Source organism: Pseudarthrobacter sp. R1 (genome assembly GCF_024494415.1).
Lineage (GTDB): Bacteria > Actinomycetota > Actinomycetes > Actinomycetales > Micrococcaceae > Arthrobacter.
The window spans coordinates 84,564-98,161 of sequence record NZ_JAMKFI010000011.1; the positions used below are offsets into that span (position 1 = coordinate 84,564).

Genomic DNA, 13,598 nt, shown 5'->3' on the forward strand with positions numbered 1-13,598 from the left:
TCCCGGGAAGCCTTAAGCGCAGGGCCGCCGTTAGACGATTCCTGCCGCGCCGCTGCCCAGCAGGCTCCTGGTCAGGGATTCGGCGTCGCCCAGCAGTTCTTCTGCCGCCGTTGCCAGGTGGGAATCGGACACCGGCACGTCCTCGAGTGCTGCGGCCACCACGGCCCGGCGCACCAGTTCGCGGGCGAAGGAAGCGGTGGTTCCGTCGGTGCGCTCGGCGGCGGCAGCCACGGCGTCGGGACTGAAACCGGCCTGCCGGCCGTAGAGGCGAAGGAGCTCGATCCGTTCGTGGAGCGCAGGCAACGGGATCTCCACCGCAAGATCCACCCGGCCGGGCCGCTGCGCCAGCGCCCGCTCCAGCATGTCCGGCCTGTTGGTGGTGAGCACAAATACGACGTCGGCGTCATTATCCAGGCCGTCCATGGCATCCAGGACTTCAAAGAGCAGCGGCTGCGGCCCATGGCCGAAACTCCGGTCCTCGGCGATAAGGTCGCAGTCCTCGAGCACTACCATCGATGGCTGCAAGGCGCGGGCCATCCGTGCCGCCTCCGAGATCCGGGCGAGCGAACCGCCGCTGAGGAGGATGGCGGTGGTGCCCTCGCTTTGGCCGAGCAGATAGCGCACGGTGTGTGTTTTGCCTGTTCCGGGAGGGCCGTACAGCAGGACGCCCCGTTTGAGGTGCTGTCCGTGGCGCTTCAGGGACTCGCGGTGGGCGGCAATGCCGACGGCGTGGCCCGCCACCTTGTGCAGGAGGCCAGGCGGAAGAATGACCTCCTGCTCCTGCAGCTGCGGCCGGTGATGGAAGGTCACCCCGCCGCTGCTGGGTCCGAACTCACCCATTGCCAGGGAAATGACCTGGCCCTTGAAAACACTCTGGCTGTCCATCCGGCGCCGGTACTCGGCCAGGAACGCAGCCCCTGTTTCGGTGTTCTCAGGCGCCACCTCCAGGGTAGCGGTTTGCCGCCCGGACCGGGGATCCGCCGCCCGCTGCAGGACGGCCAGCCGCCCGCCGTCGTACGTTAAGAGCCGCACCCCGAAACCTACCGCCTGGCGCTGGCTGTCCGGCCCCACAGGCAGGTTGATGTAGTCGGGCTGGGCCAGCGGGAACTGCGGGAAGGCCTGTGATTGCTGAAGCATGTCGCTCAAGGACTGGTGGTGCCGCTGGCCGCCGCCGCCCACCCCCACCAGCCTGCTTTCCGGGTCCAGGGCCGCGAGCCCGGCCATAACGATGTCCGCATCAACGAACCGGTGGGGCGGAATTTGTTCCTCCACCACCGCAAGGTCTTCGGCAGCCAGGCCCAGGTGCCCGGTCAGCGTATCCAGCAGCTGCACCCCGGCCTGGCGCCTGTGGCTGCTGGCCTGTGCCAGCTGCACCAGATCAGCAAAATTATCGATGAACTTCCCCAGTTTTTCATCCATTCCCAGACCCTAGCAGCCTGCTCACCAGCAGCAAGGGAATCGTGCAAGGATATGGTCCTGACCTCGCGGAAGTTGAAGGACTCCGCAGGTGCCGTCCTGTTCGTCAGTAAGGGTTGAATCAATGCACATTACCGCCAGGGACCTCGCAGCACTCATCCCGCCGGGGTTTACCCTTGGCGTGGCCACCGCAGCCTTCCAGATCGAAGGCGCGCTGGATGAGGACGGCCGCGGACCTGCAGGCTGGGACGTGTTTTCCCGCAAGCCCGGCGCCATCGTGGAGGACCACAGCCCGGCCGTAGCGTGCGACCATTACCACCGCATGCCCCAGGACGTGGCGCTCATGAAGCAGCTGGGTGTGGACTCGTACCGGTTCTCGTTCGCCTGGCCCCGCATCCAGCCCACGGGCAGCGGCCCCGCAAACCGCGCCGGCCTGGCCTTTTACGACCGGCTGCTGGACGAGCTCCTCGCCAACGGAATCTCACCCATGGCCACGATCTACCACTGGGACACTCCGCTCGCCCTGGACGAGGCCGGTGGCTGGATGAACCGTGACACCGCCTACCGCCTGGGGGAGTACGCCGGCATCCTTGCCGAAAAGTTCGGCGACAGGGTAGCCCGGTGGGTGACCATCAATGAGCCCGCCACCGTGAGCACCAACGGATATTCGCTCGGCCTGCATTCGCCCGGGAAGGAGCTCGTCCTGGGCGCCTTCCCCACAGTCCATCACCAACTGCTGGGGCACGGCCTGGCAGTGCAGGCCCTGCGTGCCGCGAATGTGCCCGGCGAAATCGGCATGACCAACGTCTACTCGCCCATGGTCCCAAACTCCATCAACCCGCTGGACTACATCAGCGCAGGCCTGATGGACCTGGCCCAGAACCGTCTCTATGCGGACCCCGTGCTGACCGGAAAATATCCGGACCTGATCCGGGCCGCCAAGTTCTTCAGCGCCTTCGACCACCCCGCCGAGGACATGGAGCTCATCTCCCAGCCGCTGGATTTCTACGGACTCAACTACTACATGCCCACCAAGGTGGCCGTCGGGCCCGGCGCAGGCGCGGTGCCGGCGAGTATGGCCGAGGCCATGGGCAGCGACCTCAGCGCGGCGGGCAGCGGTGGAACTCCCTTCCACGTGGAAACCTGGCCGGAGGCAGACATCACGTCCTACGGCTGGCCGGTGAAACCGGAGTACATGGGAGTCGCCCTGAAGGAAATGGCCGAACGGTACCCCAACCTGCCGCCCGTCATCCTCACCGAGGGCGGGGCCAGCTTCGAGGACATCATCGTCCGGGACAAATCGACCAACACCCGCTTCATCCCGGACGAGCGCCGCCTGAAGTACCTTTCGGACCATCTTGAGGCCGCGCTGCGGGCCACCGCCCCGGGTGGTGACGCTGAGTCGATCGATTTGCGCGGGTCCTACGTCTGGTCCCTCCTGGACAACTTCGAGTGGTCAGCGGGCTACAACCAAGCGTTCGGGCTGCTCCATGTGGACTTCGAGACCCAGGAGCGGACGCCCAAGGCCTCCTACTTCTGGTACCAGGAACTCATCGAGGAGCGCGACCTTGTCAACGCCGCGGGGGCCGCCATCGCGCAGGCAGCGGCGCCTGAAGTCCTTGATGCCGAAGCGCCCGACGACGGCGTGGCACCCTTGGGTGCCAGCGCTTAGGCGTTCGCGGCTGCTGGAGCTTGGGGCCGGGCCGTGCGGGCTGGCCAGGACGCGCGGTTCCGGACCGGGGCCTAGAAAAAGGTCCAGGGCCTAGAGAAGCTCCAGCGTGGCGAGCTGCTTGGCTATGCCGGCACCGTCCGGGGAATAGATCCAGGGCACCCTGGACGTGGTGTGGTCGCCGTCCTCCGAGTGGCCGCCCGCGAATACGGACTCGCTGACGGACAATTGCCGGATGGCGATGGCTGCAACCTTGTCCGGGTTGTCCTGGGCAAAGCTTGAGTAGATCGCCTCATCGTGCTGGCCGTTGTCGCCGACCAGGAGCCAGCGCATGTCCGGGAACTCCTTGGCCAGCCGGTCCAGGTTTTGGCGTTTGTGGTCCTGGCCGCTGCGGAACCAGCGGTCCTGCGTCAGGCCCCAGTCGGTCAGCAGCAGGGCTCCGGACGGATACATATTGCGGTTGAGGAAACGGGCCAGCGTGGGCGCCGCGTTCCAGGGCCCCGTGGACAGGTAGATCACCGGCGCATCGGGGTGTTCGACGGTGAGCCGGTCCAGCAGCACCGCCATGCCCGGCGTGGCCATGCGCGCCCGTTCGCTCAGCACAAATGTGTTCCAGAGGGCAAGGAACGGCCGGGGCAGGGCCGTCACCATGACGGTGTCGTCGATGTCCGAGACGATCCCGAACTTCACGTCGGGTGCGATTACCTGGATCAGGGCCTCGACGGGTTCTGTTCCTTCCGCCCGGAGGACAGCCGTGTGCCAGCCCGGTGAAAGCGTTACGTCCACCTCAGTGTCGATCAGCCCGCCACGGTCCGCTTTGACGTGGGTGACAACATCGCCGATGGTGATTTCGACGTCGGTAAACTGCAGCGGCACACTGGTGAAGGCACGCCAGCCGCGGACGTTCTGGTTGCCGTTCCGCGCCGCGTGCTCTGCTTTGCTCCCGGGCAGGGGCTTTTGTGTCAGCAGGACCCGTCCCAGGACGCGCACCAGGCTGGTGGAGCCATAGCCCTGGTAAGCGATGGTCTGGGGCACAAAGTGCCAGCGCTTGGCCAGCCGGATCCGCACCGAATTGACCGCGTCCGAGAGCTGGTGCGCCAGCCGGAACACCTGGTTTCCCGAGAGCGCGTCCGGGACCGGAGTGTGCGCTGTTTTCTGTGACGAATTGTTCGGAGCCGTGTCCATGGCTCCACTCTGCCACAGGGCGGCGCCCGGGGAAGGGAACACTGGTCCCCACGGAGGAGTATGACGTCAGCCTTCTCCCAGGATCCCGCGCAGGGTCTCGGCGTTCCGCACGGCGTGGCCCTCGCCGTCGTTATTGAAGTAGGCGTAAACGTCCTGGCCGCTGCCGGACCACTCCCGGATCCGTTCCGCCCACCAGTGCAGGTCCGCATCCGAATAGGAGCCGGCATACAGGTGCTCGTGGTCCGGCCCGTGCAGCCGGACATAGGTAAAGGGGGCCGTGGTGCGCAGGATGCAGGGCAGGTTGGCGCCGCTCATGATGCAGTAGGCTGCTTGGTGCCGTTCCAGCAGGGTGAACACTTCGGGGCTGTCCCAGCTCGGGTGGCGGAACTCCACGCAGACACGGATCCAGTCCGGGACCGCAGCCAGGAAGTAGTCCAGCCGGGCATCGTCCCGCTCCATGCCGGGCGGCAACTGGACCAGGAGGACCGCCCGTTTATCGCCGAGTTCGTGCCAGCATCGCGTGATGCGCTCCAGCCACACCTCGGGCTCGTACAGTTTTCGGGCGTGGGTCAGCCCCCGGGGGGCCTTGACGGACATGCTGAAGCCGGGCGGCAGCCGCTGGTTCCACCCCGCAAATGTTGTGTCCCGGGGCCAGCGGTAGAAGCTGGCATTGAGTTCGACGGTACGGAACCGGGCTACGTAGTGCTGGAGCCGGTCCTTGACCGGCAGCTTGGGTGGATAGAGGACGTTCTCCCAGTGGTTGTAGCTCCATCCGGAGGTGCCGATATGGATTGCCATGAGTGCCTCCGGTGCCTGCTGCCGTTGCTGTGAAGGCTACACCCCTGTGCCCGGTCCACTTCGGAGCTGGCTGTGGCAGGGTAAGGGCATGGCGCGAATTGAAGACTATGCAGTTGTCGGTGACCTCCATACCGGGGCGTTGATCAATAAGGAAGGCTCCATCGACTGGCTTTGCCTTCCCCGGTTCGATTCGCCCGCCTGTTTCAATGCGTTGCTGGACACGCCTGAAGCCGGGCGCTGGCTCCTGGCGCCGGCAGGCGGGGGCGCCTGTACCCGCCGGGGCTACAGGGACGGCAGCCTTATCCTGGAAACGGAATGGGACACCCCCGAAGGCAGTGTGCGGGTCATCGACTTCATGCCGCCCCGGGACTCGGTGGCGGACATTGTCCGCATCGTCGAGGGCGTCAGCGGCAGCGTGAAGATGCACGGCGAGCTCACCCTCCGCTTCGACTACGGCCACATCATCCCCTGGGTGCGCAGGGACGAATACGGCCTGCATGCCATCGCCGGCCCGGACGCGGTCTACTTTGTCACCCCGGCCCCGCTTCACAGCGAAAACATGCACACCGTCAGCGACTTCACCGTCAATGCAGGGGAGCGGGTCCCCTTTGTCCTGACGTGGGCGCCCAGCCATGTTGGGCGGCCGCATACTGTCGACGCCGAAGAAGTGCTGGGGACCACCTTCGCGTTCTGGCGCGGCTGGGCCTCCCAATGCACGGTGGAGGGCCCGTACCAGGATGCCGTGGCCCGGTCACTCGTGACGTTGAAGGCCCTGACCTACGCCCCGACCGGCGGAATTGTGGCGGCAGTGACCACCTCGCTGCCCGAACAGCTGGGCGGCCCCCGCAACTGGGATTACCGCTACTGCTGGCTGCGCGATGCAACCATGACGCTCCAGGCGCTGCTGGCTGCCGGTTACACCGCAGAAGCCGCCGCCTGGCGGGACTGGCTGCTGCGGGCCGTGGCCGGTGACCCTGCGGACCTGCAGATCATGTACGGGATCCATGGCGAACGCCGCCTGCCCGAGATGGAGCTGCCTTGGCTGAAGGGTTACGAAAACTCGTTCCCGGTGCGCATCGGCAACGGTGCCGCCGAACAACTCCAGCTCGATGTTTGGGGGGAGGTGCTCGACTGCCTGGCGTTGACGCGGAACTCCCTGCTGAAGCACTCGGATGAGGCCTGGGACGTCCAGGTCGCACTGATGGAGCATCTGGAGACCATCTGGGACCAGCCTGACAACGGGCTCTGGGAAATGCGCGGTCCCCGCCGCCACTTCACCCACTCGAAGGTGATGGCCTGGGTTGCCGCGGACCGGATGGTGAAGGGTGTCCGCGAATCGGGACTGCCCGGGCCGGCGGACCGCTGGGAGAAGCTGCGGGACACCATCCACCGCGACGTGATGGCCAACGGGTTCGACGCCCGCCGTAACACGTTCGTCCAGTCCTACGGGCGGCCGGAGCTCGACGCCAGCCTGCTCCTGATCCCCCGGGTGGGGTTCCTGCCGGCTGATGATCCCCGCGTCATCGGAACCATTGAAGCCATCCAGCGGGAGCTGACCGAGGACGGGTTTGTGCTCCGTTACCGCCCCGACGTGAGCGACGACGGCCTGCCCGGTGATGAGGGCGTCTTCCTGGCCTGTTCGTTCTGGCTGGTGGAGGCGCTGCTGGGTGCGGGCCGCCACGAGGAATCGAGGGAACTCTTTGAACGCCTCCTTGAGCTGCGCAACGACGTGGGCCTGCTGAGTGAGGAATGGGGCGTACGGGCGGGCCGGCAACTGGGCAATACACCCCAGGCCTTCAGCCACTTCGCGCTTGTGACTAGCGCTTTGGAGCTGCATCAGGATACGGTTCGGCGAAGTGACACCCCCATCCCGCCGGAGACGGCGGAAGCGCGCTGAGGCGGCGCGTCCAAGGGTGCGACTTCTCCTTCGCAGAATAGATAAGTATACTTACTAACACTTCATTGAGTGCTCCCAGGAAGCACGGTGCGGTGACTGACGGAGGAGTGATTGCAAATGGCCGGGTATTTTGAGCTCGTGGATGCGCCTGACGGCGGCTACCGGATCAGGATGATGGACGGAACCGGGAACCTCATGGCCATCTCGGTGACCTTTCCCACGAAAAGGGCAGCTGTAGCCGGAGTGGCAATGGCGCGGGAGATCGCCGGGACGGGCCTCATCAGGGACAAGAGCCACGATGGCGCAGGCACGGTGATCCGGGAGCGCGTACGTCCGGTGAGTACGGCCAAGGAGGAGGCTGCCCTCGCCAGGAAAACCGCGGGGGCCAAACGGGCAGCGGTCAGTTGATGGCCCTGCGGGATGCTGGGTCCCCTGACGGCGGGCGCCGGCAGGGGATCCTTTTTGATGTTGATGGCACCCTGATCGATTCGTCATACATCCACACCATCTCCTGGTGGGGCGCCTTCCGCCAGCAGGGTTACGACATCCCGATGGCATCCATCCACCACTTCGTGGGCATGGGCGGGGACCGCCTGGTGGACAGCCTCCTCCCGGCAAACCGGGACCGTTCCCTTGATTCCGACATCATGGCCAGCCATGGGGCCCTCTACGCCTCGCACTGGCCGGCGCTGCGACCCTTCGACGGCGCCAAGGACCTGCTGGCCCAGTGCCATGCGGCGGGACTCACCGTTGCCCTTGCCTCCTCCGCGCGCAAGAAGGATCTGCAGGTCATGAAGGCCACCCTGGATGCCGACGCCTTCATCGATGCCGCCACCAGCGCCAATGACGCCAAGGACAGCAAGCCTGCTCCGGACATCCTCGTGGCGGCGCTGGAGGCCATCGGCGTGGAAGCGGCGGACGCCGTCTTTGTGGGGGATGCGGTGTGGGACATGAAGGCCGCTGCGGCGCTGGGTATTCCTGCGATTGCCGTTACCTGCGGCGGGGTCAACGCCGGCGAACTCCGTGACGCGGGCGCCGTGGAGGTCTACGAGGGTCCGCGCGACCTGCTCGAGAACCTCACATCAAGCGCCATCGGCCGGTTGCTCTCCCTGGCGCCCAACTCCTGACCCTCAACTCCGACGCCCGGCTTCTGGCGCCGGCGTGCCCCCGCAGCCGCCATCCCGCCGTCGGACTTTCGCCGTTCGGCGCTACAGGACCTGGCCGCCGGCAACGGAGTCTTCGTCACCCTGATTGGCCGGCTTGGCCCAAGAGACAGCCACCCGCACCGAGCCGTCGTCGCTCCGGTCAATCTCCGTGGCCACGTCCGATGCGCTGGCCCCCATCTCCATGATCCGCTCGCGGTAGCTAGCCACGAGCAGCTCCAGGCTCTCTTCCGTCCACTCTCCGGGCCGCATGCGGGTGGAGATTTCAACCGGTTCGGGCTGGTAGAGCGACATAACGTTCCTCTTTCACTTCTGCGGGGTCTGCGGGTGTAGCTCTTCCTACGCTAGGAGCACGAAGTCAGAACAACAAGGATTTTAGTCAGGTTGCTTACTTTTTGCCTCGTGAGCCGATAGCGTCGAAGGATGGGCGCGAGTCCCCACTGCAGCGAAAAAACTTCCGGGAAAGGTGAATTGTGAAAGCACTGACATGGCAAGGAAAACGCTCGGTAAGTGTGGAAGAGGTCCCGGATCCCGTCATCCAGGAACCCACGGACGCGATTGTCCGGATCACCTCCACGGCCATCTGCGGATCGGACCTGCACCTGTACGAAGTGCTGGGGCCGTACATGCACAAGGGCGACGTGATCGGGCACGAACCGATGGGCATCGTGGAGGAGGTGGGAAGCGCAGTCACCAACCTCCGCAAGGGCCACCGCGTGGTGGTCCCGTTCAACATCGCCTGCGGCCGGTGCTACATGTGCGCGCAGGGCCTGCAGTCCCAGTGCGAAACAACCCAGGTCAAGGACAAGGGCTCCGGTGCTGCCCTCTTTGGTTATTCAGAGCTGTACGGTTCCGTTCCGGGCGGGCAGGCCGAGTACCTGCGTGTTCCCCACGCCGACTATGGCCCGGTGAAGGTGGGAAGCGAACTGCCGGACGAGCGCTACCTCTTCCTTTCGGACATCCTTCCTACGGCCTGGCAGGCCGTGGAGTATGCCAACACCCCGGCCGGCGGTACGCTGGCCGTCTTCGGGCTGGGGCCGGTGGGCCAGTTCTCGGGCCGCATCGGTGTGCAGCGCGGGCTGCGGGTGATTGCCGTGGACCCTGTGCCGGAGCGGCGCGAGATGGCGGCGCGGCACGGAATTGAAACGCTGGATTACACCAAGGACGTGGCGGACCAGCTGCGGGAGATGACGGCCGGAAGGGGCCCTGACGCGGTGGTGGACGCCGTCGGCATGGAAGCACATGGGTCCCCGGTTGCCGGCTTCGCCCACCAGGCACTGGGCCTCCTGCCCGACAAACTGGCGCAGAAGGCGATGGAGACGGCCGGCGTTGACCGGCTGGCAGCGCTGCACACGTCCATCAACGCCGTCCGGCGTGGCGGGACTGTGTCCCTGAGCGGGGTCTACGGCGGCCAGGCCAGCCCGATGCCCCTGCTGACAATGTTCGACAAGCAGATCCAGGTGCGCATGGGGCAGTGCAACGTCCGGCGGTGGACCGACGACCTGCTTCCCCTGGTGGAGGACGACGCCGATCCGTTGGGTGTGATGGATCTTGTCACCCACCGTTCGGGGCTTGAAGGGGCGCCGGCGCTGTACGAAAAGTTCCAGAAAAAGGAAGACGGCTGCATCAAGGTGGTCCTGAACCCCTGACGTGTTGAACCACTGAACTCCTGAAGCGCGAAGTGCCGTGGCGACGCTCCACCACGGCACTTCGCGCTTCCCCGCTGGGCGGGTGATTAGGTGAGGCGGACCTGCCGGTTCATGTCCTTGTAGAGCAGGTAGCGGAATTCGCCCGGGCCGCCGGCGTAGCAGGCCTGCGGGCAGAAGGCGCGCAGCCACATGAAGTCGCCGGCCTCCACCTCCACCCAGTCGTTGTTCAGCAGGTACATGGCTTTGCCCTCCAGGACGTACAGGCCGTGCTCCATCACGTGGGTTTCGGGGAACGGGATGACGCCGCCGGGCTGGAATGTCACGATGTTCACCTGCATGTCGTGGGCAAGATCGTTGGAGTCCGTGAAGCGGGTGGTCTTCCAGGCGTCGTTGGTATCCGGCATGGACGTGGGCTGCACGTCCTTTTCGTTGGTGACGAAGGACTTTGCCTCGTAGCCCTCAAGGCGTTCGTAGGCCTTGCGGATCCAGTGGAAGGACACGACGTCGCTGGAAACGTTCTCCAGGCCCCACTCCGAACCGGCAGCCAGGTAGGCGTAGCCGCCTTCCTCCAGCTGGTGCAGTTCACCGTCGAGGGTGAGGTTCACCTTGCCGCGGGTCACAAAGATGACGCCTTCAACACCGGCCTCGAACTCGGCCTTGGGAGCACCGCCGCCCGGGCCGATCTCCACGATCAGCTGCGAAAACGTGGTGGCGAAGCCGGAGATGGGCCGCGCGATGATCCAGGAGCGGGTGTTCGAAAAACCCGGAAGGTTGGACGTGACGATGTCTGTCATGACGCCCTTGGGAATAACCGTGTAGGCCTCGGTCACGATGGCCCGCTCCGTGGTCAGGTGCGTCTGCGGCGGCAGTCCGCCTGTGGGGGAGTAGTACTTGCCCATGAAAGGTTCCTTACCTAGGAGTTGGAGGTGGTGGCGAGCCTCGGGTGGGCCAGCGCAGTCAGTTGGGGGATGCCGACGCCGGCGAGCGCCTGGACTTCTTCCGCACCAACGGCGCCGCACTGGACGCCACGCAGCACGAACGCGGCCAGCGCACGGGCCGTGGCAGGCTCGTCCATCACGCCGCCTTCAGTCTGCTCCACGTAGTTCCGCAGCCGGGCTGCGGCGGCCGGAAGTCCCTGCCGGTAGAAGGCATAGGTGGCAGCGAAGCGGGTGGGCAGCTGGGCCGGGTGCAGGTCCCAACCCTGGTAATAGCCACGTTCAAGCGACCGCCGGACCAGCCGGCTGTGCAGCTGCCAGGCGTTCTCCACGTTGTCGCCCACCGGAATGATGTTGGTGGATCCGTCCGAGAGCCGGATACCGGTGCCCGCCACGGCCAGCTGCATGACTTCCTTGGCGAAGTCCGCCACCGGATGCTCCATGGACTGGTACTCCGCGGAGATCTGCAGGGACGCGGAATAGTCGTACGTGCCGTAGTGCAGGCCGCTGATCCGGCCGGGAACGGCGTGCGGCAACTGCGCAACCGGCGACGTCCCGTCGGGGCCGAGGATCAGCTGGGGTGTTTCCACCTGTACCTCGAAGCGGAGCCGTCCGGCGGGCAGGGAGTGGACTTCCTCCAGCCGGGACACGGCGTAGTCCATGGCCTTGACCTGGGCCACGGTGGTGACTTTGGGCAGGGTCAGGACCAGCCCCTCCGGCAGCTCGCCGGCCGCGGCAAGACCGGACACAAACAGGTCCAGCGTGCGCAGTCCGCGTGCCCGGGTGGGCGCCTCGAAGCACTTGAAGCGGATGCCGATGAACGGCGGAGCGGAGCCGGCAGCGACGGCGGCGGCCACAGCGGATGCCGCGGTGACAGCGGCGGCGTCCTCGGCGTCGTCGCCCCTGTCCCCGAAGCCGTCCTCGAAGTCGAGGCGCAGGTCCTCGATCGGCTCACTCGCCAGCTTGGCTTGAACCCGCGGGGCAACGGCCTCCGCGAGGGCGGCGTCCTGGCCCAGCAGCGCGCCGAGCTTCGCCAGGCCGCCGTGCGCTTCAACAGTGTTCAGCGCCTCGGCGCCCCAATCAGCAGCGAACGACGCCGTGAACCGGTCAGCGGGCACGTACACCGTGTGGACAGGCTGGCGGGAGCCGTCGTCGCCCGGGTAGTTCTGCTCCAGCAGCCGGTCAGTGGCGGCCAGTTGCCCGTCGATGTGCGCGAGGTCCCGCGGGGAGAGCGACGCCTTGGGTGTTGCCGGCATGCGTCAGCCCACCAGTTCGTAGGCCGGGGTGGTGAGGAAATCCGTGTAGTCCTCCGAAAGGCAGATGTCCGCGATGAGTTCGCTGGCGGGCTGGTAGTAGAGGCGGAAGGCCTCGTCGCCGAACTCGGTGCGGAGCCGCTCGGTTTCCTCACCCAGGATCCGCTCCACCAGTTCGCGGGTGACGGTGTTGCCGGTGTCCGCGAGGACTGACTTGTTGCGGATCTGCTGCCACACCTGCGAGCGGGAGATTTCCGCCGTAGCCGCGTCCTCCATCAGGTTGTGGATGGCGACAGCGCCGTTCCCGGACAACCACACGGCGGTGTACGCGACGGCCACGTAGAGGTTCAGCCGCAGGCCCGACTCGGTGACCTGGCCGTCGGCGGAGGCCACGTCCAGCAGCTGCTCCGCCGTCACGGAAACCTCGGGGCGCTGCTTGTCCAGCTGGTTCGGCTTGTCGCCGAGGACGGCGTCGAAGACTTCCCGGCAGGTGGGAACCAGGTCCGGGTGCGCAACCCAGGAACCGTCAAAGCCGTCGTTCGCCTCGCGGGTCTTGTCCGCGCGGACCTTGGCGAAGGCCGCCTCGGTAACCTCCGGGTGGCGGCGGTTGGGGATGACGGCCGCCATGCCGCCCATCGCAAAGGCGCCGCGCTTGTGGCAGGTCTTCACGAGCAGTTCGGTGTAGGCACGCATGAACGGGGCGGTCATGGCAACGGAAGCACGGTCCGGCAGCACAAACTCCTCGCCGGCGTCGCGGAAGTACTTGATGATGCTGAACAGGTAGTCCCAGCGGCCGGCGTTCAGGCCGGAGGCGTGGCGGCGCAGTTCGTAGAGGATCTCGTCCATCTCGAATGCGGCCGGGATGGTTTCGATCAGTACTGTGGCGCGTATGGTGCCCTGGTGCAGGCCGAGGTAGTCCTGGGCGAAGACAAAGACATCGTTCCAGAGCCGGGCCTCCAGATGGCTTTCCATCTTGGGCAGGTAGTAGTACGGTCCCTGTCCGTTGAGGACCAGCTGCTTGGCCACGTGGAAGAAGTGCAGGCCGAAGTCCACCAGCGCGCCGACGGCGGGTTCGCCGTCGATGAGCAGGTGCTTCTCCGGCATGTGCCAGCCGCGGGGCCGGGCCACCACGACGGCGAGCGGCGCGTCAGTGCGCAGCCTGTACTCCTTGCCCTCGGCCGACGTGTGGCTGAGGGTGCCCTGGGCGGCATCGCGGAGGTTCAGGATGGCATCGATGACGTTGGCCCAGGTGGGTGTGCTGGCATCCTCGAGGTCCGCGAGCCACACCTTGGCCCCGGAGTTCAAGGCGTTGATGGCCATCTTTGCCGGAGAGGCCGGCCCGGTCATCTCAACCCGGCGGTCCTGCAAAGCCGCTGGTGCCGGCGCAACCTTCCAGTCGCCGTCGCGCACGTCCTGGGTTTCCGGCAGGAAGTCCAGCTTGCCGGTCTCGGCAACGCGCTGCCGCTTGACGCCGCGGGCTGCCAGGAGCTCGTTGCGGGTGCCGGCAAAACGGGTGTGCAGCTCCTCCAGGAATGCCAGCGCCTTGGGGGTGAGGATCTCCTCCGCGCGCTCGATGGGCCGGGGGTCTGTGACAGTGATGGCCATTTCTGGTCCTTTCCTTGTACTGAAGTCA

Annotated in this window: 12 protein-coding genes; 5 read left to right on the forward strand and 7 right to left on the reverse strand. The window is 66.1% G+C overall.

Going from position 1 to position 13,598, the window contains the following annotated elements; genetic code table 11:
• Positions 1-30: 30 nt before the first annotated feature.
• Entirely contained in the window at positions 31-1,419 is a 1,389-nt protein-coding gene (locus tag M8J71_RS21385; RefSeq protein ID WP_256249864.1) for an AAA family ATPase, read from the reverse strand.
• A gap of 121 nt (positions 1,420-1,540) precedes the next feature.
• Here M8J71_RS21385 and M8J71_RS21390 point away from each other — a divergent pair, with 121 nt between their 5' ends.
• Positions 1,541-3,088 (forward strand): glycoside hydrolase family 1 protein, encoded by a 1,548-nt coding sequence (locus M8J71_RS21390; protein WP_256249865.1) that lies wholly within the window; start codon positions 1,541-1,543, stop codon positions 3,086-3,088.
• Between the two features lie 90 nt (positions 3,089-3,178).
• Here M8J71_RS21390 and M8J71_RS21395 read toward each other — a convergent pair whose 3' ends face one another.
• Positions 3,179-4,270: an App1 family protein gene (locus M8J71_RS21395; RefSeq protein WP_256249866.1), complete on the reverse strand. Its 1,092-nt coding sequence runs from the start codon at positions 4,268-4,270 to the stop codon at positions 3,179-3,181.
• A 66-nt stretch (positions 4,271-4,336) separates the two neighbouring features.
• Positions 4,337-5,068 carry a DUF72 domain-containing protein gene (locus M8J71_RS21400; protein ID WP_256249867.1) on the reverse strand — a complete coding sequence of 244 codons (732 nt, stop codon included), beginning with the start codon at positions 5,066-5,068 and terminating at the stop codon, positions 4,337-4,339.
• A gap of 88 nt (positions 5,069-5,156) precedes the next feature.
• On the opposite strand from M8J71_RS21400, the gene M8J71_RS21405 reads away from it, so the two are divergent.
• The 3 genes from M8J71_RS21405 to M8J71_RS21415 all read left to right on the forward strand — a co-directional run bounded on the left by M8J71_RS21405 (position 5,157) and on the right by M8J71_RS21415 (position 8,092).
• Complete coding sequence (locus M8J71_RS21405) at positions 5,157-6,965, forward strand: glycoside hydrolase family 15 protein (RefSeq protein WP_374114883.1); 1,809 nt, start codon at positions 5,157-5,159, stop codon at positions 6,963-6,965.
• A gap of 117 nt (positions 6,966-7,082) precedes the next feature.
• A complete protein-coding gene (locus M8J71_RS21410; protein WP_256249869.1) occupies positions 7,083-7,373 on the forward strand; it encodes a hypothetical protein in 291 nt (96 codons plus the stop codon).
• Complete coding sequence (locus M8J71_RS21415) at positions 7,373-8,092, forward strand: HAD family hydrolase (RefSeq protein ID WP_256249870.1); 720 nt, start codon at positions 7,373-7,375, stop codon at positions 8,090-8,092. Before M8J71_RS21410 ends, M8J71_RS21415 begins: the two co-directional genes overlap by 1 nt.
• Positions 8,093-8,173: 81 nt before the next feature.
• Here M8J71_RS21415 and M8J71_RS21420 read toward each other — a convergent pair whose 3' ends face one another.
• The gene (locus M8J71_RS21420; RefSeq protein ID WP_256249871.1) at positions 8,174-8,422 is read right to left on the reverse strand and encodes a hypothetical protein; all 249 of its coding nucleotides are present in this window, start codon (positions 8,420-8,422) and stop codon (positions 8,174-8,176) included.
• 179 nt (positions 8,423-8,601) lie between these two features.
• Here M8J71_RS21420 and M8J71_RS21425 point away from each other — a divergent pair, with 179 nt between their 5' ends.
• A complete protein-coding gene (locus M8J71_RS21425; RefSeq protein ID WP_256249872.1) occupies positions 8,602-9,777 on the forward strand; it encodes a zinc-dependent alcohol dehydrogenase in 1,176 nt (391 codons plus the stop codon).
• A gap of 86 nt (positions 9,778-9,863) precedes the next feature.
• On the opposite strand, the gene M8J71_RS21430 is transcribed toward M8J71_RS21425, so the two are convergent.
• From M8J71_RS21430 to aceB, 3 genes are read right to left on the reverse strand one after another with little or no spacing between them, the layout of a single operon-like run.
• Positions 9,864-10,676, reverse strand: a complete 813-nt coding sequence (locus M8J71_RS21430; RefSeq protein ID WP_256249874.1) for a bifunctional allantoicase/(S)-ureidoglycine aminohydrolase — start codon at positions 10,674-10,676, stop codon at positions 9,864-9,866.
• Positions 10,677-10,690: 14 nt separating this feature from the next.
• Positions 10,691-11,968, reverse strand: a complete 1,278-nt coding sequence (locus tag M8J71_RS21435) for a DUF6986 family protein (protein ID WP_256249875.1) — start codon at positions 11,966-11,968, stop codon at positions 10,691-10,693.
• Positions 11,969-11,971: 3 nt separating this feature from the next.
• On the reverse strand, positions 11,972-13,570 hold the full coding sequence (aceB, locus tag M8J71_RS21440; RefSeq protein WP_256249876.1) for a malate synthase A: 1,599 nt from the start codon (positions 13,568-13,570) through the stop codon (positions 11,972-11,974).
• Positions 13,571-13,598: the final 28 nt, after the last annotated feature.

What these genes read in the sequence shown, in the direction of transcription:
- M8J71_RS21420 (WP_256249871.1), bottom strand. Translation starts at nt 8,422, where the DNA reads ATGTCGCTCTACCAGCCCGAACCGGTTGAAATCTCCACCCGCATGCGG.
- M8J71_RS21390 (WP_256249865.1), top strand. Translation starts at nt 1,541, where the DNA reads ATGCACATTACCGCCAGGGACCTCGCAGCACTCATCCCGCCGGGGTTT.
- M8J71_RS21385 (WP_256249864.1), bottom strand. Translation starts at nt 1,419, where the DNA reads ATGGATGAAAAACTGGGGAAGTTCATCGATAATTTTGCTGATCTGGTG.
- M8J71_RS21415 (WP_256249870.1), top strand. Translation starts at nt 7,373, where the DNA reads ATGGCCCTGCGGGATGCTGGGTCCCCTGACGGCGGGCGCCGGCAGGGG.
- M8J71_RS21405 (WP_374114883.1), top strand. Translation starts at nt 5,157, where the DNA reads ATGGCGCGAATTGAAGACTATGCAGTTGTCGGTGACCTCCATACCGGG.
- M8J71_RS21430 (WP_256249874.1), bottom strand. Translation starts at nt 10,676, where the DNA reads ATGGGCAAGTACTACTCCCCCACAGGCGGACTGCCGCCGCAGACGCAC.
- M8J71_RS21395 (WP_256249866.1), bottom strand. Translation starts at nt 4,270, where the DNA reads ATGGACACGGCTCCGAACAATTCGTCACAGAAAACAGCGCACACTCCG.
- M8J71_RS21410 (WP_256249869.1), top strand. Translation starts at nt 7,083, where the DNA reads ATGGCCGGGTATTTTGAGCTCGTGGATGCGCCTGACGGCGGCTACCGG.
- M8J71_RS21435 (WP_256249875.1), bottom strand. Translation starts at nt 11,968, where the DNA reads ATGCCGGCAACACCCAAGGCGTCGCTCTCCCCGCGGGACCTCGCGCAC.
- aceB (WP_256249876.1), bottom strand. Translation starts at nt 13,570, where the DNA reads ATGGCCATCACTGTCACAGACCCCCGGCCCATCGAGCGCGCGGAGGAG.
- M8J71_RS21400 (WP_256249867.1), bottom strand. Translation starts at nt 5,068, where the DNA reads ATGGCAATCCATATCGGCACCTCCGGATGGAGCTACAACCACTGGGAG.